The organism is Streptomyces sp. NPDC048258 (assembly GCF_043201995.1).
Lineage (GTDB): Bacteria > Actinomycetota > Actinomycetes > Streptomycetales > Streptomycetaceae > Streptomyces.
Map to the genome: position 1 here is coordinate 292,712 of NZ_JBICZH010000008.1, position 18,507 is coordinate 311,218.

An 18,507-nucleotide genomic window follows, 5' to 3' on the forward strand; every position below is an offset into this window, starting at 1 on the left:
GCCCACGGCCCGGCCGGCTTCAGCGGGCGGCCGCTCCCACGTGCGGACCGGGCGGGCCGCCGCCGTCCCCTTCCTCGATGTCCTCCCAGTCGATCTCCGTCGTGGAGCGGCTCGTGAAGACGTTGAAGAGCAGGTTCAGTGTGATCGCCGTGAGGGCGCCCAGCGTGATCCCGCTGTTGAGCACGGCGCGCATGTCCTCCGGCATCCGGTCGAAGAACGGGGCGACCGTGGTCGGCAGCAGCGCGGCGCCCAGACTGACGGCCAGGATCAGGGTGTTGCGCTCATCGCGCAGATCGGCCTTCCCCAGGATCTGGATGCCGACCGCGGCGACGATGCCGAACATGGAGATCGCCGCACCGCCCAGCACCGGGTGCGGAACCGAGGCGACCAGGCTGCCCGCCTTCGGCAACAGCCCCAGTACGACCATGAACACACCGGCCGCCACGACCACGTAACGGCTCATCACCTTGGACATGCGCACGAGCCCGATGTTCTCGGCGAACGCCACGTACGGGAACGAGTTGAGGATGCCGCCCAGTACGGTCGCCACGCCGTCGGCGCGCAGCGCCCGGGCGACGGTGTCCGCGTCGACCCTCTTGTCGGTGATCTCGCCGATGGCGTACACGTCCCCGGTGGTCTCCACCATGGTGATCAGGATGACGACGAGCATCGCGACGATCGGCAGCAGCTCGAAGCGCGGCATGCCGTAGTGGAACGGCGTGGTGACCCCGAACCAGTCGGTCTCCCGCACCGCGCCGAAATCGGCGTCGCCGAAGAGCCACGCGACCGCCGTGCCGACGATGAGCCCGAGCAGGACGGCGAGGCTGCTGAGGAACGGCTTGCCGATCCGCACCATGGTCAGGATGAAGAGGAGCGTGCCCAGCGCGTACGCGAGGTTCTTCGGATCCCCGTACGCAGGGGTGCCGATGAGATGGGCGCCGCCGGCCGCGTCCTGGAGGGCGACCGGGATCAGGGTGATGCCGATGATCGTGAGGATCGTGCCGATGACGACCGGCGGGAAGTACTTCACCAGCTTGCTGAAGAGCGGTGCGAAGGCGAACGTGGCTATGCCCGCCGTGATCACCGCCCCGTAGACGACGAGCAGGCCGGCGGTGCCGCCGCCCGCCCCCGTGCCGATGGCGATCATGGGCGAGACCGCGGTGAACGTGACGCCCTGGACCAGCGGGAGCCGGGCGCCGACCTTCCAGACGCCGAGGGCCTGGATGATCGAGGCCACGCCGCAGGTGAGGAGGTCCGCGTTGATGAGGTGGACGAGCTCCTGGCGGGAGAGGCCCAGCGCGTTGCCCAGCAGGACCGGGACGATGACGGCCGCCGCGTAGAACGCGAGGACGTGCTGGAAGCCGTAGAGGGCGAGCTTGGGTACCGGGAGCAGTTCGTCGACAGGGTGGGGCTGCTGTCGGGAGAGCCGGGAGGACTGTCGGGAGATTCTTGCCATCTCTGCCTTGCCTTCGCGAGGTAGGTGAATGAGAGGACCGCCGCCCTCAAGCCCTGGGTGACAGGACGAAGGCAGGTCGGCTCGCACCGAGCCGACGCCGGGCGGTGTTGCCGACACCACGTCGCTCTGCACTGCGTAGGGCGTCCTGGATTGGCAGGACATCCTTCGATCGACACATCGGATCCGCATTTGATCCTGGGATCCGAAGGGGGATTCGACCGGAGGGCGCTCACCATAGCCAAAGGCCGTGTTTCCTCGCGAGTAACCCCCTGCCCCGCTCGCCGGACAGGGCCTAGCGCTCCAGTCGCAGGTCGGCGACGACCGGGCGGTGGTCGGAGGCGAGGGTGCCGGCGACCGCCGCGGCGTGCACCCGTACGCCCGCCGATACGGCCACGAAGTCGATCCGCTCGACCGGTTCGCGGGCGGGGTAGGTGAACCCGCCCGGGTCCGCGTCCGTCAACTCGCGCCATAGCGGGGCCAGTTCGGGTGCGGAGGGCGGCGCGTTGAAGTCACCGAGGAGGATCTTCGGCCCCGGCGCCCGCCGCATGATCCGCCGCGTCTCCGCCACCTGCGCCGTCCGTACGGAGGGATCGGCGCGGTGGTCGAGATGGGTGACGAACACGCGCAGCGGTACGTCCCGCACCCGCAGGACGACCTCCCCGAAGCCGGGCGCGAGCGCGGGCGCGGGCGCGGGCCTCGGCCGCCCCGGCCCGGGGTCCTGGGTGGAGAGCCTGGTGATGCGGTGGTTCGCGGTGCCCAGGACGCGGAAACCGGACAGGACGGCCACCCCGAACTCGCGGCCGCCGATGCGGTAGATCGGGGCGAACGAGGCGCGCATGCCCAGTCGCCCGCCGAGTTCACGGGCCATGTCGAGCCACCGGCTGCGGGCACCCCAGCGGACGTCGACCTCCTGGAGCCCGATGACGTCGGCGCGCAGGGCGCGCAGGGCAGCCGCCTGCCGGTCCAGGTCGAAGACGCCGTCGGCGCCGGCGCCCGCGTGGATGTTGTACGAGACGACGCGCACCGGGACCGGGGGAGCGGGCGCGGGAGCGGGCAGTCCGGCGGCCAGCAGCGCCAGGGCGCCACGACGGGTCGGCGTCATCAGGCGACGGTAGCGGCCGCGGACGGTTCCTCGCCCGACGACAAGCCGCGCGCGCCCTCCGATGCCGGGCTCTGCCCGGCGTGCCGACGGGGTCCTTTCGGATGGGCTCCGCCCGCCCCGGACGCGCATACCGGCAAAACCGGCGGAACTGACCTATTCCTGGTCTGATGAAGCTCCCCGTCGCCTTCGGCGCTCTCGGTGGCCTGCTGCTCTGCGCGGCCGTCGCGGCCTCTTCCGCTCCCGCCGCCCACCTCCTGGACTCCGCCGCGCCCGTCGGACGGGCCGAAGCGACTCCGTACCAGCGGATCATCCCCGCGCCGGCCGCCATCGCACCCGGCGGCCCCGGCTACACCCTCGGCGCGCGCACGGTGATCCGTACGACCGCCGGTTCCGGCGAGGTCCGCGCCATCGGCGAACAGCTCGCCGCCGCCTGGCGCCGCACCGCGCGCCTGCCGCTGCCGGTCGAGGAGACCGACGCCGGAGCGGGCACGGACGGCATCCGCCTGCGCCTGGACCCGTACGCGGGAAGCTTCGGCGAGGAGGGCTACCGGCTCCAGTCCGGCGAGGACGGGGTCCTCGTCACCGCGTACCGGCCCGCCGGCCTGTTCCGCGGTACCCAGACCCTCCGTCAGCTCCTGCCCGTGGGCGGCGGGCCGTGGACCGTGGCGGGCGGCGCGGTCACCGACACACCGCGCTTCGCCCACCGGGCCGCGACGGTCGACGCCGTCCGCCCCGAGGACGGCGTCGAGCGGCTGAAGAGGTACGTGGACCAGCTCGCCCTCTACAAGATCAACGTGTTGCGCACGCACGGCGTCTGGACCCGGGACGAGTACCGGGAACTGGTCCGCCACGCGCGCGGCCGCTACATGGAGGTCGTCCCGGAGCGGCGGCAGGCCGCCCGGGGCGCGGTGGTGACCTACGCGCGGCAGGACGGTGCGGGCGCGGCGGAACACGCGAAGCTCGCGGAGGCGGTGCGGGCGGGCGCCCGGGTGATCCTGTCGCCCGCCGACCGGGCGGTGTCCGTGCGGCGCGCGTACGAGTGGGACCCGGGCGACTGCCTGCCCGGACTGCCGCGCCAGGCGGTCCTGGGCGTGGAGGCGCCGCCGGAGCACGGGCAGTTCCAGCAGGTCCTCGGCGTCGCCGAACTCGGCTGGTCACCGCCCGCCGCCCTGAACTGGGACACGTACCGCCGGCGGCTCGCGGCGCAGGGCCCGCGCCTGGACGCGATGGGTGTGCGGTACTCCCGCACACCCGAGGTGCCCTGGCCGTAGGTCGTGTCGTCAAAGTCCCGTCTGGCTGGTGGGGCCTGGCACGCACCGGGCGAGTACCGCCCCTCCGCCCGGATCAGGACCTCACGCCGTCGCCGCGGCCGCCCGGGAGCGGGACTCCTGGGCCGCCCGGCGGCGCAGGGCGTCCTCGTCGGTGTCCGCGTCGTAGGAGATCAGCTTCGGCAGCAGGGCGGCCAGCGCGGCCACCGACGCCACGCAGGCCAGACCGCCGCTCCAGAAGGCCGCCCGGGTGCCGGTCCAGCCGGCCATGGTGCCCGCCCGGACCTGGCCGAGCTGCGGGCCGACGCTGTACGAGAGCACCTCGATGCCGGCCAGCCGGCCCCTCAGCTCCTCGGGGATCGTCTGGTTCCAGATCGTGGCGCGGCCCAGCCCGCTCACCATGTCGCCCGCGCCCGCCACCGCGAGGCACAGCAGCACCGGCCAGATGCCGGAGGACCAGCCCGCGGCCGCGATCGCCAGGCCCCAGACCGCGGCCCCGCACACCACCAGCAGCCCGTGCCGGCGTACCCGCGACACCCAGCCGCTGGTCAGCCCCAGCACCAGCGAGCCGACGGCGCCCGCCGCGTACATCAGGCCCAGCGCCCACACCGCGTCGAGCTCGTCCGCGAGGAACGGGAAGATCGCGTTCGGGAACGCGAAGAACATCGCCGCGAGGTCGATGGCATAGGTGCCGAGCAGCACCGGACGGCTCCACGCGTACCGCGCGCCCTCGGCGATCGCGCGCAGCGAGGGGCGTTCGGCGTCCCGCACGGGCGGAGCCGGCGCGAGCCGGACGCACAGCAGCACGGAGACGAGGAACCCCGCGACGGTGACGCAGTAGGCCGGGGCGTAGCCGGCGTACGCGACGACCAGACCGGCCAGCGCCGGACCGGCGATCGCGCCGAACTGGTAGCGCAGCCCGTTGAGCGCGGCGGCGGCCGTCAGCTGGTCGTGCGGCACGATCCGGGCCATCAGCGAGTCCAGGGCGGGCCGCTGCAGCCCGGTCAGCGCCGACACACCGGCCGCCACCACGTACAGCGGCCACAACAGCGGGCTCGGCAGGGTCGCGTTCACCAGCAGCACCAGCGCGAGCACCCCGAGCCCGGCCTCGGTCAGCAGGATCAGCCGGCGCCGGTCGACGGCGTCGGCGAGGGCGCCCCCGTACAGCCCGCAGACCACCAGCGGAACCAGCTCCACCGCGCCCATCGCGCCGACCGCCAGCGGCGAGTCCGTCAGGTGCTTGATCTGCAGCGGCAGCGCGATCATCGCCATGAACGAGCCGAAGAACGTGACCGTCCCCTGGAAGAACAGCAGCCGGAAGTCCCGGCTGGAGCGCCAGGGGGCGAGATCGGGCAGGACCGAGGCCCATCGGGAAGTACTCACGAGATTCCATCGTCGGCGGTCGCGAAGGTCTCGGCAACGGATTATCCGCCCCGGACGGGCGAATCCGAGGCCGTGCGCGTGCCATCGGAGCTCCGCCGTGGCACCCATGGGGTCATGCCGCCGGTGTCGTCCTTCCTGCGTACGGCCGCGTCGTACGCCTGGCGCCTGCTGGTCGTCGGCGCCGTCGTCTACGCGGTCTTCGCCCTGCTGGGGAGGTTCCACGAGATCGCCGTGGCGCTGTTCCTCGGCCTGGTCGTCACGGCGCTGCTCACCGGCCCCGTCCGCTGGCTGGGGCGCTTCCTGCCCCGGTCCCTGGCGGTCGCCGCGTGCCTGGTCGGCGGCGTGGTGCTGCTGCTGGGCGGGCTCGCACTGGTGGGCGAGGCGGTGGCGGGGGAGAGCACCACCCTGGTCCGGGAGTTCCGCGAGGGCCTCGGCAGCATCGAGAAGTGGCTGGAGCGGCCCCCCTTCCGGATGGATCCCGGAGCGCTGTCGGACATCGAGTCTCGTGTCGGCGCTTTCCTGTCGAGCCACCGCTCGACGCTGCTCAGCACGGCGCTCAGCGGGGCCGGACACCTGGTGCAGGTCCTCACCGTCCTAGCCCTCGCCGTCTTCTCCGCCGTCCTCTTCCTGCACGGCGGCGAGCGCCAGTGGTCGTGGTTCTGCGCGCAGCTGCCCGCCGCGGCGCGCGCACGCACGGCGGTCGCCGGGAGCGCGGCATGGCGGACGTTCACCGGCTACACCCACGGCATCGTGCTGATCGCGGCGACGAACGCCGTCCTCGTCGGGTTGGCCCTGTACTTCCTCGGGGTGCCGCTGGCCGTTCCGCTGGCGCTGCTGGAGTTCCTCGCGGCCTTCGTCCCCCTCGTCGGCTCGCCGGTCGCGCTCGCGGTCGCCGCGGTGGTCGCCCTGGCCGCGAAGGGGCCGCTGACCGCGGCCGTGGTGGTCGCGCTGATCGTGGTCATCGGACAGATCGAGGGGCACCTGCTGCATCCGCTGGTGATGAGCTGGGCGGTCCGGCTGCACCCGCTGGTGGTGGCGGTCTCGGTGGTCGCGGGCGCCATCGCGGCCGGAGTGGTGGGCGCGGTCGTCGCCGTCCCGCTGGTGTCGGTGACGTGGTCGGTGTACACGGCCCTGCGCGCCGACCGCCTCGGGTCGGCCGGCGTTTCCTGACCCCGGCCCCGCGTCCTGCACAATCGGCGGATGAGCGATGAAGACCCGTACCTCTGGCTGGAAGACATCTCGGGCGAGGCGGCCCTCGACTGGGTGCGCGAGCGCAACGACGAGACCGTGGCCGCGCTGGCCGGGGTCCCCGGGTTCAAGGAGCTGGAGCGCGGGATCCGCGAGGTCCTCGACGACGACGGCCGGATCCCCTACATCACCCGCCGGGGCGGCCACCTCTACAACTTCTGGCAGGACGCCGACCACGTACGCGGGGTCTGGCGGCGCACCACGCTGGAGGAGTACCGAAAGGACCGGCCCGCCTGGGAGACGGTCCTGGACCTGGACGCCCTGGCCGAGGCCGAGGGGGAGAAGTGGGCCTGGGCGGGCAGCAGCGTCCTGGCCCCCGAGCACCGGCACGCCCTGGTCATGCTGTCGCGGGACGGCGCGGACGCCTGCGTGGTGCGCGAGTTCGACCTGCGGACCCTGGAGTTCGTCGGGGGCGGGTTCGAGGTCGCGGAGGCCAAGACCCGGATCGGGTGGATCGACCGCGACCGGGTCTGGATCGGGACGGACTTCGGTCCCGGCTCGATGTCCGGGTCCGGCTACCCGCTCCAGGTACGCCGCTGGCGGCGCGGCACACCGCTCACCGAGGCGGAACCGGTCTACGAGGGCCGGCCCTCGGACCTGTCCGCCACCGGCTGGCGCGACGACACACCCGGCTTCGAACGGGACTTCGTCCACCGGCAGATCGACTTCTGGAACCAGGAGCTGTTCCTCCTCCCCGCGGAGCCCGGTGCCGCGCCGCTGAAGATCGACGTGCCGGACGACGCGAGCGCCTCCGTGTACCGGAACTGGCTGACCGTCACCACCAAGTCGCCGTGGCTCGGCCACCCCGCGGGCGCCCTGCTCGCCTTCGACTTCGACGCCTTCCAGGCGGGGGAGCGGGAGGCCGAGGTGCTGTTCACCCCGGACGAGCGCACCGCGCTCGGCGGCTACAGCTGGACGCGCCACCACCTCGTCCTCACCACCCGCGCCGACGTCTCCTCCCGGATGGAGCTCCTCACCCCCGGCCCCGACGGCTGGAGCCGCGCACCGCTGGCGGGCGTACCGCCGCTGTCCACGGCCTCCGTCACCTGCACGGATCCGGACGTGAGCGACGAGTACTTCCTGAACGTCTCCGGCTTCCTCCAGCCGTCCACCCTCTACCGGGGCACCGCGGGCGGCGACAGCGAGAGCGTCAAGCAGGGACCGGCGCTCTTCGACACCGCCGGACTGGCCGTGCGCCAGTACTTCGCGACCTCCGCGGACGGCACGCGGGTGCCGTACTTCGTCGTCGGGCCCGAGGACCGCCCCGGCCCCGGGCCCACCCTGCTGTACGGGTACGGCGGCTTCGAGATCTCCATGGTCCCGTACTACAGCGCGGTCACCGGCCGGGCCTGGCTCGCGCGCGGCGGCACCTACGTCGTCGCGGGCATCCGGGGCGGGCACGAATACGGGCCGAGCTGGCACAAGGCGGCCTTGGGCGCGAACCGGGTCCGCGCGTACGAGGACTTCGCCGCCGTCGCCCGGGACCTCGTCGCCCGGGACGTCACCACCCCCGCCCAGCTGGGCATCGAGGGCGGCAGCAACGGCGGCCTCCTCATGGGCGCGATGCTCACCCGCGACCCCGAACTGTTCGGCGCGGTCGTCGCCCACGTGCCGCTGCTGGACATGCTGCGCTTCCACAAGCTGCTCGCCGGCGCCAGCTGGATCGCCGAGTACGGGGACCCGGACAGCCCGGCCGACCGGCCCCACCTGGAGCGGATCTCCCCGTACCACCAGGTCCGGGCCGACGGGCCCCCGTACCCGCCGCTGCTGCTGCTCACCTCGACCCGCGACGACCGCGTGCACCCCGGTCATGCCCGCAAGATGGCCGCCCGGCTGCGCGAGTTCGGGCATCCCGTCCTCTTCCACGAGCACCTCGGGGGCGGCCACGCGGGTGCCACCGACCACGGGCAGACCGCCTTCAACGAGGCCCTGGTGCACACCTTCCTGTGGGAGCGGCTGACCCCGTCGAGGTGACGCCGTCGACGTGACGCCGTCGAGGTGGCCCCGGCGCGGTGACCGGTCAAAGCGTGTGGGCGAGGCCTCAGATCTGGCAGGCGATCTCGGCCGCGACCCGTTCACCGGAGGAGACCGCCGCGTTCAGCGTGGCGTTGTCCACGTCGGTGTGTTCGCCCGCGAAGTGGATCCGGCCTTCCTGGATCCCTTCGCAGCCGGCGATCGAGGTGTACTGGCCGACCTTGTAGTAGTGGTAGGCGCCCCGCTGCCACGGGGCGCGCGACCAGTGGTCCTCGTACGCCGTGCCGGTGAACGCGGCCGAGGTGCCCGGGTACAGGTTCTCGATCTGGGAGAGGAACCAGTGCACGTCCGCCGCGGGCGCCGGGCCGTGCGCGGCTCCGGTGAGCGTGTCGCGGGCGGTGTTCCCGCCGGGGAAGGCGACCAGCAGGGCCGGTGACCCGTTGGGTCCCAGCGCGACCGAGCCGTCCCAGGCCGTCTGGTAGCCGAGGGGGCCGGTGTTGCTGATGCCGTTCCAGCCGAGCCGCGGCCAGGTCTTGGCCGAGAGCTGGGTGACGAGCTTCGCGTTCTGGCCCATGCCCTGCTGCCGGATGGCGGTCAGCTTGCGGGCGGACAGGCCGGCCCGGGAGAGATCGACGTCGCGCAGCGTGCTGAAGGGCAGGGCCAGCACGACGTGGTCGGCGGGGACGGAGACCGTGCTGCCGTCGTGGTCGAAGGTGCAGGTGTACGAGCCGTCGCCGTTCTGCCGCAGGGCGATGAGCTCGTACCCCTGGCGGACGGTGCCGGCCGGAAGCTGCGCCGCCATCCCGCTGACGAGCTGGTCGTTCCCGCCGACGAGGTGGTACTTCTCGTCGAAGCCGCGTCCGCCGGCGAAGACGGACGAGGCCCCGAGGAAGCCGATCATCCCGAGCGCGGAGGCCTCGCCGGGTTCGCCGCCCGACTGGAGCTGGAGGGACTGGATCAGCCGGCCGAGCCGGGAGCCGGGGGGCAGCCCGATCTCGTCGAGGTAGTCCAGGCAGGAGAGTTGGTCCAGCCGGTACGCCTCCGGGGTGTGGCTGTCGTGGCGCGCGGTGCCGACGGCCGCGTACGAGGCGCTGAACGCGTCGTAGGCCTCCGCGATCCAGTCGTCCTGCTGGCTGAGCCCCGGGTAGGAGCCGCCGTCGATCCAGGCGGCGTAGTCCCCGGCGTTCAGTTCGCCGCCGTTCGCGCGTTCCCGCCGCAGGCCCAGGCCGCGGGCCAGGTCGAGGATCGCGGTGTCGGTCGAGCTGATGAAGGCCCCGCCGTGCTCGTGGACCGCGCCGTTGTCGAAGAAGCCGCGCAGGGACCAGCAGCGGCCGCCGATGCGGGTGGCGTCGGCCTCGTACACGGTGGCGGCGACCGGGTCCGGCCGGTTCCACAGCCGGTGGGCGCAGCGCAGTCCCGCGAGCCCGGCGCCGACGACCACGACGCGCGGTGCGGCGGCGCCGGTGGCCGCCGCTGCCCGGCTCGGGGCGAGCAGCCCGCCGGGCAGCGCCGCGGCGGCCGTCAGCGCGCCCGCGGCGCCGAGGATGCGGCGGCGGCCGAACGTCCCTCCGAGCGCGGCGGATTGCTCCTCCGCGTGACGCGCGCGCTCGCGGCGGGCGGTCTCGCGGCGGACGGTCTCGACGCGCTCGCCGGCGACCTCCTCGACCGGCATGCCGCGCCGGCGCGCTTCGCCGTGCAGCGCGAACGCGAGGCGGAGCCGGTCGGGAATGCCGGCCCGGTCGGCCGAACGGGGTGGGGAAGCAGGTTCGTTGCGCACGTGGTGCATGTGACCCCCTCTTCTCGGAATCCGGGCACCGGGCCGAACAGTGCGTGCGGGCACGGCACTCGGGCTGAGGGGGAGTGAACCGCTCGCGCAACGACATTGTCAACGGTGATGTCAACGCCGTTGCGCGAAGGGGTGCGCACTACGCTCCGCGCAGCGTCTCGACCCGCGTCTCGATCGCGGTGATCAGCGCCTCGACCCGGGCACGGAAGATCTGTTCGTCCGTCACCTCGGCCAGCTGGGTGCTCAGCCGGGTGATGTGGGGGAATCCCTGCGGGTCGACCAGGCGGTACTCGCGGCTCCAGGAGGACTCGTCGGCTGCCCGGATGTCCGCGTCGAACAGCAGGTAGGCGGCGCGCTGGCCGACGTACGCGAGGAGCGAGTCGCCGACCATCCGGTAGTGGACGGCCGCTTCCGCCCCGTCCAGACCGGCCTCCGTGACGGCGCCGAGGATGAGCTCGACGACCCGGAACTCGTTGGACCTGCGGGTGGTCCGGCTGGCCATCGTCGAGCCGACCACCGGGTACTTGAGCGCGACCTCCAGGGAGCCGTCGGCGAGGGCGCGCAGCCGGTCCTTCCAGTCGAGGCCCTCGGGGATGCTGTCGAGCACCTCGCCGAGCGTGCGGTCGGCGACGGACAGCAGCAGCTCGTCCTTGTCGCGGAAGTGCCGGTAGATCGCCGTCGGGTCGGCGCCGAGCTCCTCGCCGAGACGGCGGACGGTGAAGGCGTCCTCGCTGCCGCGAGCCGCGATGCGCAGGCTCGCTTCGATGATCGCGTCGGGTGTGAGCTGGCTGCCCGCGCGCTTGGACCGGGCGGGTGTGTCGGATGACTTCGGCATGGTGCGGTCAGTGTATCGATTTGGAACAGAGGGAGCGCAACACCGTTGACAACAATGTTGCGCTCCCGTTCACTCCTCCTCAACAAACACGCCGTGCGGGTCCGTCCCGCCGAGCCGGAGGATGCGTCGATGTCGTCGATGGGCAACACCAGGCAGCCGGTCAAGCAGCGGGCCGACACGGTCTTCGTCGGAGGGCGGGTCTTCACCGGGACCTCGCCCACCCCGGTCGACGCCGCCGTCGCCGTGGCGGACGGCCGGATCCTCGCCGTCACCGACGCGAGCACCGTGCGCTCGCTGGCGGACGGGTCCACCGAGGTCGTCGACCTGGACGGCGGGCTCCTCCTCCCCGGGTTCCAGGACGCCCACGTCCACCCGGTCGTGGCCGGCTCCCAGATGCTCGGCTGCGACCTCGCCGAGGAGCGGACCGTCGACGGCTACCTGGCCGTGGTGGCCGCGTACGCCAAGGACCACCCGGACGCGTCCTGGATCCGAGGCGGCGGCTGGTCGATGGACGTCTTCCCCGGAGGTACGCCCACCCGCGCCATGCTCGACGCGGTGGTGCCGGACCGGCCCGTCGTACTCACCAACCGCGACGGCCACGGAGCCTGGGCCAACACCCGGGCCTTCCACGTCGCGGGCGTCGACCGCACCACCCCCGACCCGCCGGACGGCAGGATCGAGCGGGAGGCCGACGGAACGCCGGCCGGCACCCTGCAGGAGGGCGCGGTGGACCTGGTGGCCCGCCACGCGCCCATCGCGACACCCGACGAGGCACACGCCGGCCTGCTCGCCGCGCAGGAGCACCTCTTCTCCCTCGGCGTGACCAGCTGGCAGGACGCCATGATCGGCGCCTTCCCCGGCCACCCCGACAACTTCGGCGTCTACCTCCGCGCCGCACGCGAGGGGGCCCTGCGCGCACGTGTCGTCGGAGCCCTGTGGTGGGACCGCGAGCGCGGCCTGGAGCAGATTCCTGACCTGGAGGAGCGCCGCCGCACCGGCCGGGTGGGCCGCTTCAACGCCACCAGCGTGAAGATCATGCAGGACGGGATCGCCGAGAACTTCACGGCGGGCCTGCTGGAGCCCTACCTGGACGGCTGCGGCTGCGCCACGGGGAACTCCGGACTCAGCTTCATCGATCCCGAGCTGCTCACCGAGGCGGTGTCCCGGCTCGACCGCTCGGGCTTCCAGATCCACTTCCACGCGCTCGGCGACCGCGCCGTCCGGGAGGTGCTCGACGCCCTCACCGCGGCCCGCGCCGCGAACGGCGCCAACGACAACCGCCACCACCTCGCCCACCTGCAGATCGTCCACCCCGATGACATCGGCCGCTTCGCGAGCCTGGGGGCGGCCGCCAACATCCAGGCCCTGTGGGCTGCGCACGAACCGCAGATGGACGAGCTGACGATCCCCTTCCTGGGACCGGAGCGCGCCGCCCTGCAGTACCCGTTCGGGGATCTCCAGCGGGCGGGAGCCCGCCTGGTCGCCGGCAGCGACTGGTCGGTGAGCAGCCCCAACCCGCTCTGGGGCATCCACGTCGCCGTCAACCGCGCCGTACCCGACGAGGCTCCCAACTCGCCCGGGACGTTCGAACCGATGGCGCCGTTCTTCCCGGAGCAGGCCCTGACCCTCTCCCAGGCCCTCACCGCCTACACGGCGGGCAGCGCCTGGGCGAACCACCTCGACGACGTCACCGGCACCGTCGAGGCGGGCAAGTTCGCGGACCTCGTCGTCCTCGACCGGGATCCGTTCGCCCACCCCTCCGAAGAGATCGCCGAGGCCAGGGTGAGCCGCACCTACATCGACGGCGAACTCGTCTTCGCCGCCACCAGCTGAACCGCCGGACCGCCGGACCGCCGGACCGCTGAACCACCGGACCGCCGGGACCGCAACCGGCCGGGCACCACGTACCTCACCCAGCTCACCCTCAGGGAGCCAGACGATGTCATCACCCCGAACGGGATCGCCTCGACGCCGCCGGATCCGCCGGGCCGCGGCGGCCGGGCTCGCCGCGGCCGCGGTGCTCATCACGAGCGCGTGCAGCGGCACCGCGAACGAGGCGGCGGGCGGCGCCACCGCCTACACCCTCACGGACCGGACACCCGCCCCCGCCGGCACCGTCGACTCGTTCACCTGGTCCGTCTTCGCCGAGCCGACCACCATCGACTACGCCTACTCGTTCGACTACCCGCCCAACCAGATCCTCGCCAACGTCTGCGAGAGCCTGCTCCGCTGGAACGCCGACCTGACGACCTCGCCGAACCTCGCGGCCTCGTACACCAACCCCACCCCCACCACCTGGGTCTACCAGATCCGCCCCGGCGTGCGCTTCCACGACGGGACCGAGCTCACCGCCGACGACGTCGTGGCCTCCCTGCGCCGCAACCTCGACCCGCAGACGGCCAGCGTCTGGGCCTACCCCTTCCGGAACGTCACCTCGGTCGACCGGACCGGACCCATGGAAGTCACCGTCACCCTGGCGAAGCCCGACTCCACCTTCAACAAGTACCTCGCCGCGAGCCCCGGCACGATCGAGTCCGCCGCCACCCTCGCCAAGTCCGGCAAGGACTACGGCAATCCGATGACCGGCGTGAACTGCACCGGCCCCTTCTCCTTCGCCTCCTGGACCTCCGGCCAGTCGCTCACGCTCAAGCGGTTCGACGACTACTGGAACCCCGAGCTCAAGGCCAAGTCCGGCCAGGTGAAGTTCGTCTTCCTCGCCGATCCGACCACCCGCGTCAACGCCTTCCAGAGCGGCGAGGTCGACGGCGGCTGGATGGTCCCGCCCAACGCGTACGCCGGACTGCGCGCGAGCCAGGCCGGCACGCTCTACTTCGGCCGCAACACCACGGTCGCCGACGAGGTCGTCGGCAACCTCAAGGGCCCCCTCGGCGACCCCCGGGTGCGCCGCGCCCTGCTCATGGCCATCGACCGCAAGGGCATCGTCAAGGCCGGAGCCGGCGGGGTCGGCGAGGTCGCCGACTCGCTCGTCACCGACAACCTCTGGGGAGACGCGCCCGCCGAGATACGCGACGGCCAGCGCAAGGACCTGCCCGACTACCCGTACGACCCGGCCAAGGCCAAGGCGCTCGCAGCCGAGGCCGGAGTCTCCGGCCAGAAGATCGTGATCGCGACCAGCCCGCTGGACTCGCAGACGACGATCATCACCCAGGCCGTCGCCCAGGCCGCCACGGCCATCGGACTGAAGCCGCAGATCGACTCCGTCTCCGCGGAGAAGTACTCGACGCTCTTCACCGACCCGGCCGCACGCGAGGGCATCGACCTGTTCCTCACCTTCTGGTACACGTCCATCACCGACCCGCTCGACATGTACGGATCGCTGCAGACCGGCGCGTTCAGCAACTACGGCAACTGGTCCGACCCGCAGTTCGACGCCGCCGTGGACCGCGCCATCGGTGCGTACGACCCCGCCGAGCACGCCAAGGCCAACGCCGAGGCCCAGGCCGTCGCCATGCGGGACCTGCCGTGGCTGCCCCTGTACACCCAGCCCGTGAGCGTCTTCCTCGGCAAGCGGATCACCGGCGTCCAGCCGTCCATCGCCTACCTCTACTACCCGTGGGCGGCCGAGATCGGGGCCAAGGGATGACGGCCGCGGCGGCGCGCGCCGTACGGGTCCTGCGCAAGCTCGCCGGAATGGCGGCGACCCTGATGGTCACCTCCTTCCTCGTGTTCTCCTCACTCTTCCTGGCGCCCGGGGACCCGGCGAGCTTCCTGGTGAAGGGGCGCAGCCCCAGCCCGCAGGAACTCGCCGAGATCCGCCGCCAGTACGGCTTCGACGAACCCTTCCTCGTCCGGTACGGAACCTGGCTCGAAGGGGTGCTGCGCGGCGACTTCGGCCGCTCCTACCTCTTCCACCAGGACGTCGGCTCGGTCATCTGGTCGCGCCTGCCCTCGTCCCTGCTGCTGATCGGGACGTCCGCCCTGATGATCGCCGTGGTCGGCGTCGGCGCCGGCGTGGTCGGCGCGCTGCGCAGGGGGACCCGCACCGACCGCTCCCTGATGCTCCTGGTGACGGTGGGCGCCGCCGCGCCCGCCTTCGTCGCCGCGCTCCTGTTCCGGTCCGTACTGGGCGTGCGGCTCGGCTGGTTCCCGACGATCGGGAACGGCACCGGCGTACTGGACCGGCTGCACCACGTGATCCTTCCGGCGGCGGCCCTGTCGGTGACCTTCATGGCGCTGGTCACCCGCGTGACCCGCTCGGCGATGATCGACGAACTGGGCCGCGAGCACGTCGAAGTCGCCCTCAGCCGGGGAACACCGCGGCGGACCGTGATCCGGCGCCACGTGCTGCGCAACGCGCTGGGGCCGATCGTGACGGTCTCCGCGCTCCTGGTCTCGGGCATGCTGGTGAGCACCGCCATCGTGGAAACCGCCTTCGGCATGTCCGGAGTGGGCTCCCTGCTGGTCCAGTCCGTGGACCAGCTGGACTTCCAGGTCGTCCAGGCCATCGTCCTGCTCGTCGTGGCCGCGTTCGTCGTGGTCAACGCCCTCGTCGACCTGGTGCATCCGCTGATCGACCCGCGCATGGCGGCGGCGGGGAGCGCACGATGAGCGCGCCGAGCCTGACACCCGTCGTGCCCCGCGGCCCCCGCCCCGGGCCCCGGCCCCGCACCCGCACCCGGCTCCGGAGCCTCGCCCGGCTCCGGACCCTCGGCGGCAGCCGGCTCCAGCGGGCCTGCCTGCTGCTCCTCGTCCTGTTCGCGCTCGTCGCACTGCTCGCACCCTGGCTCGCCCCGCACGACCCCACCTTCGGGCAGCTCGGCGACGGCCTCCTGGGTCCGAGCGCCGACCACTGGCTGGGGACCGACCAGGGCGGCCACGATACCTTCTCGGCGCTGCTCGCCGGCGCGCGCACCAGCCTCGCCGGCCCCCTCGCGGTCGTGGTGTTCTCCACCGTCGTCGGCATCGCCGTCGGCCTGTTCACCGCGTGGCGGGGCGGCTGGGTCGACTCCTTGGCCGGCCGGGTGCTCGACGTGGTGTTCGCCTTCCCCGCCCTGCTGCTGGCGATCCTCGCGGTGGCCCTGTTCGGCAAGGGGATGACGGCGCCCGTGATCGCCATGGCGATCGCCTACATGCCGTACACCGCACGCCTGGTACGCGGCCTGGCCGTGCAGGAGAAGGCCCGGCCCTACGTCGCCGCCTACCAGGTACAGGGGCATTCCGCCCTGTTCGTCACCGTACGCAGGATGCTGCCCAACATCGCCCCGACCCTGCTCGCCCAGTCGACGGTGAATTTCGGTTACGCCCTGCTCGACCTCGCGGCCCTCTCCTTCCTCGGGCTGGGCGTACAGCCGCCGACCCCCGACTGGGGCGCCATGATCAACCAGGGGCAGGCCGCCGTGCTCCAGGGGCAGCCGCTGTCCGCGGTGGTGCCGGCCGTGGCCGTCGTCCTCGTGGTCGTCGCCTTCAACGTCGTCGGGGAAGACCTCGGCGACCGCCTCGCGGGGAGGGACTCCTGATGACCGCGCTCGACACGACGCTGCTCGCATACGACGGACTCACCGTCACCCTCCCCTCGATGGCCCGCCCGATCCTGGACGGCATCGAACTGAGCGTCCGCGCCGGGGAGATCGTCGCCCTCGTCGGCGAATCCGGGTCGGGGAAGTCCGTCACCGCCCGCGCCGCCCTGGGCCTGTTCCCCCCGGGCGCCGAGGTCGGCGGCCGGGTCCGCGTCGACGGCACCGACCTGGTCGGAGCCGACCCCGCGAGCCTGCGGGACGTACGTACGAACAAGGCGGCGATGATCTACCAGGACCCCCGGGCGGCCATCAACCCGGTACGCCGCGTCGGGGACTTCCTCACCGAGCCGCTGCGCCTGGTCCACGGCTGGTCCAAGGCCCAGGCCGACGCCCGGGCGGTCGAACTGCTCGGCGCGGTGGGCCTGCCCGACCCCGCCCGGCACCTGAACCAGTACCCGCACGAGCTCTCGGGCGGAATGCTCCAGCGCGTCGTGATCGCGGCGGCCCTCACCGCCGAACCCCGGCTGCTGCTGTGCGACGAACCGACCACCGCCCTCGACGTCAGCACCCAGGCGGAGATCCTGGCCATCCTGGGGCGCCTGCGACGCGAACGCGGACTCGGGCTGCTCCTCATCACCCACGACATCGAACTCGCGGCCGCGGTCAGCGACCGGATCTACGTGATGTACGCCGGGCGGATCGTGGAGACGGCGCCCGTCGCGGACCTCTTCGCCTCGCCGCGGCACCCGTACACCGCGGGGCTGCTCGGCTCCTCCCCGCCCCTCGACGGCCCGGCCGGCCGGCTGACTCCGATCCCCGGCGCGCCGATGGGTCTGCTGGAGTCCGCGCCGGGCTGCGCTTTCGCACCGCGCTGCCGGTTCGCCGAGCCGGGCCGCTGCGACCAGTCCCCGCCGCCGCTCAGACGGCAGGGCCCGGCCGAGGTCGCCTGCCACCGCGCCGCCGAGCTCGTCGGCTCCATCCAGCCCAGCAGGGAGGACAGTTGACCACCGACCAGCCCGTGACCGGACCGAACGCCCAGGAGCTCCTGCGGGTGACCGGCCTGCGGAAGACCTACCGTACGGGCGGGACGGAGGTCGTCGCGGTCGACGACCTGTCGTTCTGCCTGCCGGCGGGCGGCGCGCTCGGCATCGTCGGCGAGTCCGGGTCCGGGAAGACCACGACGGCCCGGATGCTGATCGGCCTCGAACGCCCCGACGCGGGAGAGATCCTCGTCCAGGGCAGGCCACTGGCCGCGTCGGTACGGGGCAGGGCGGCCCGGCTGGCCCGGGCCAAGGCCGTGCAGATCGTCTTCCAGGACCCCTACCTCTCCCTGGACGCCCGGATCGGCATCGGCGCGACGGTCGACGGCGTGCTCCGGCTGCACGGCTGGCGTGACCCCGCGGCGCGGGCCGACCGGGTCAGGGAGCTGCTGGCCCAGGTCGGCCTCGGCGACCGGGAGGCGGCCGCCCTGCCCCGGCGCCTGTCCGGCGGGCAGCGCCAACGCGCCGCGATCGCCAGGGCGCTGGCGGTCGAACCCGCCGTGCTGGTGCTCGACGAGGCGGTGTCCGCGCTGGACGTGTCCGTGCAGGCGCAGGTGCTCAACCTGCTGGCGGACATCCGGCGTGACACGGGCATCGGGCTGGTCTTCGTCAGCCACGACCTGGCCGTCGTCCGCTACGTCTGTGACGAGGCGCTCGTCATGTACCGCGGGCGGACCATGGAACACCGGCCGGTCGGCGAACTCCTCACCAGCCCCGAACACCCTTACACGCGGCTGTTGTTGGCGTCCGTTCCGCGACCGGGCTGGGACCCCGACTCGATCAGCCGGCGGCGTCGGCGCCTCGATCCGCTCACGACCGGGGGAGACGGCCCGGCCGCCGGCTAGCCGCGGGTCAGCCATCGGTCGCCCGCCGGTCGGTCCGGGTTCCCCCGCGTGGGGAGGCGGATCCCCGCGGCGGCGGGCGAGCAGGTCGATCGC

14 protein-coding genes are annotated in these 18,507 nt (G+C 72.9%); 9 read left to right on the forward strand and 5 right to left on the reverse strand.

The features are described from left to right. Positions 1 to 19 precede the first annotated feature (19 nt). Both ACGFYQ_RS20655 and ACGFYQ_RS20660 read right to left on the reverse strand, forming a co-directional pair. Positions 20 to 1,456 (reverse strand): nucleobase:cation symporter-2 family protein, encoded by a 1,437-nt coding sequence (locus ACGFYQ_RS20655; protein ID WP_393745821.1) that lies wholly within the window; start codon positions 1,454 to 1,456, stop codon positions 20 to 22. Between the two features lie 292 nt (positions 1,457 to 1,748). Further along, the gene (locus ACGFYQ_RS20660; RefSeq protein ID WP_393745823.1) at positions 1,749 to 2,558 is read right to left on the reverse strand and encodes an endonuclease/exonuclease/phosphatase family protein; all 810 of its coding nucleotides are present in this window, start codon (positions 2,556 to 2,558) and stop codon (positions 1,749 to 1,751) included. Between the two features lie 167 nt (positions 2,559 to 2,725). On the opposite strand from ACGFYQ_RS20660, the gene ACGFYQ_RS20665 reads away from it, so the two are divergent. After that, a complete protein-coding gene (locus ACGFYQ_RS20665; protein ID WP_393745825.1) occupies positions 2,726 to 3,829 on the forward strand; it encodes a glycoside hydrolase family 20 zincin-like fold domain-containing protein in 1,104 nt (367 codons plus the stop codon). 81 nt (positions 3,830 to 3,910) lie between these two features. On the opposite strand, the gene ACGFYQ_RS20670 is transcribed toward ACGFYQ_RS20665, so the two are convergent. Further along, on the reverse strand, positions 3,911 to 5,209 hold the full coding sequence (locus tag ACGFYQ_RS20670; protein WP_393745827.1) for an MFS transporter: 1,299 nt from the start codon (positions 5,207 to 5,209) through the stop codon (positions 3,911 to 3,913). 114 nt (positions 5,210 to 5,323) lie between these two features. On the opposite strand from ACGFYQ_RS20670, the gene ACGFYQ_RS20675 reads away from it, so the two are divergent. Together ACGFYQ_RS20675 and ACGFYQ_RS20680 are read left to right on the forward strand one after the other, a co-directional pair. Then, positions 5,324 to 6,379 (forward strand): AI-2E family transporter, encoded by a 1,056-nt coding sequence (locus tag ACGFYQ_RS20675; RefSeq protein WP_393745829.1) that lies wholly within the window; start codon positions 5,324 to 5,326, stop codon positions 6,377 to 6,379. A gap of 30 nt (positions 6,380 to 6,409) precedes the next feature. Next, complete coding sequence (locus tag ACGFYQ_RS20680) at positions 6,410 to 8,431, forward strand: prolyl oligopeptidase family protein (protein ID WP_393745831.1); 2,022 nt, start codon at positions 6,410 to 6,412, stop codon at positions 8,429 to 8,431. 67 nt (positions 8,432 to 8,498) lie between these two features. Here ACGFYQ_RS20680 and ACGFYQ_RS20685 read toward each other — a convergent pair whose 3' ends face one another. Beyond that, complete coding sequence (locus ACGFYQ_RS20685; protein ID WP_393745833.1) at positions 8,499 to 10,208, reverse strand: flavin monoamine oxidase family protein; 1,710 nt, start codon at positions 10,206 to 10,208, stop codon at positions 8,499 to 8,501. Positions 10,209 to 10,356: 148 nt separating this feature from the next. After that, positions 10,357 to 11,052 carry a TetR/AcrR family transcriptional regulator gene (locus tag ACGFYQ_RS20690; protein ID WP_393745835.1) on the reverse strand — a complete coding sequence of 232 codons (696 nt, stop codon included), beginning with the start codon at positions 11,050 to 11,052 and terminating at the stop codon, positions 10,357 to 10,359. 129 nt (positions 11,053 to 11,181) lie between these two features. Between ACGFYQ_RS20690 and ACGFYQ_RS20695 the strand changes: the two genes are divergently transcribed. The 6 genes from ACGFYQ_RS20695 to ACGFYQ_RS20720 all read left to right on the forward strand — a co-directional run bounded on the left by ACGFYQ_RS20695 (position 11,182) and on the right by ACGFYQ_RS20720 (position 18,414). Further along, positions 11,182 to 12,885, forward strand: coding sequence for an amidohydrolase (locus ACGFYQ_RS20695; RefSeq protein ID WP_393745837.1), 1,704 nt, complete (start codon positions 11,182 to 11,184; stop codon positions 12,883 to 12,885). A gap of 106 nt (positions 12,886 to 12,991) precedes the next feature. Further along, positions 12,992 to 14,656: an ABC transporter substrate-binding protein gene (locus ACGFYQ_RS20700; RefSeq protein WP_393745839.1), complete on the forward strand. Its 1,665-nt coding sequence runs from the start codon at positions 12,992 to 12,994 to the stop codon at positions 14,654 to 14,656. Beyond that, positions 14,653 to 15,621 carry an ABC transporter permease gene (locus ACGFYQ_RS20705; RefSeq protein ID WP_393745841.1) on the forward strand — a complete coding sequence of 323 codons (969 nt, stop codon included), beginning with the start codon at positions 14,653 to 14,655 and terminating at the stop codon, positions 15,619 to 15,621. The genes ACGFYQ_RS20700 and ACGFYQ_RS20705 overlap by 4 nt, the downstream gene beginning before the upstream one ends. Beyond that, entirely contained in the window at positions 15,618 to 16,529 is a 912-nt protein-coding gene (locus ACGFYQ_RS20710; protein WP_393745843.1) for an ABC transporter permease, read from the forward strand. Before ACGFYQ_RS20705 ends, ACGFYQ_RS20710 begins: the two co-directional genes overlap by 4 nt. After that, complete coding sequence (locus tag ACGFYQ_RS20715) at positions 16,529 to 17,533, forward strand: ABC transporter ATP-binding protein (protein ID WP_393745845.1); 1,005 nt, start codon at positions 16,529 to 16,531, stop codon at positions 17,531 to 17,533. Before ACGFYQ_RS20710 ends, ACGFYQ_RS20715 begins: the two co-directional genes overlap by 1 nt. Beyond that, positions 17,530 to 18,414 (forward strand): ATP-binding cassette domain-containing protein, encoded by an 885-nt coding sequence (locus ACGFYQ_RS20720; protein WP_393745848.1) that lies wholly within the window; start codon positions 17,530 to 17,532, stop codon positions 18,412 to 18,414. The genes ACGFYQ_RS20715 and ACGFYQ_RS20720 overlap by 4 nt, the downstream gene beginning before the upstream one ends. The last annotated feature ends 93 nt before the right edge of the window (positions 18,415 to 18,507 follow it).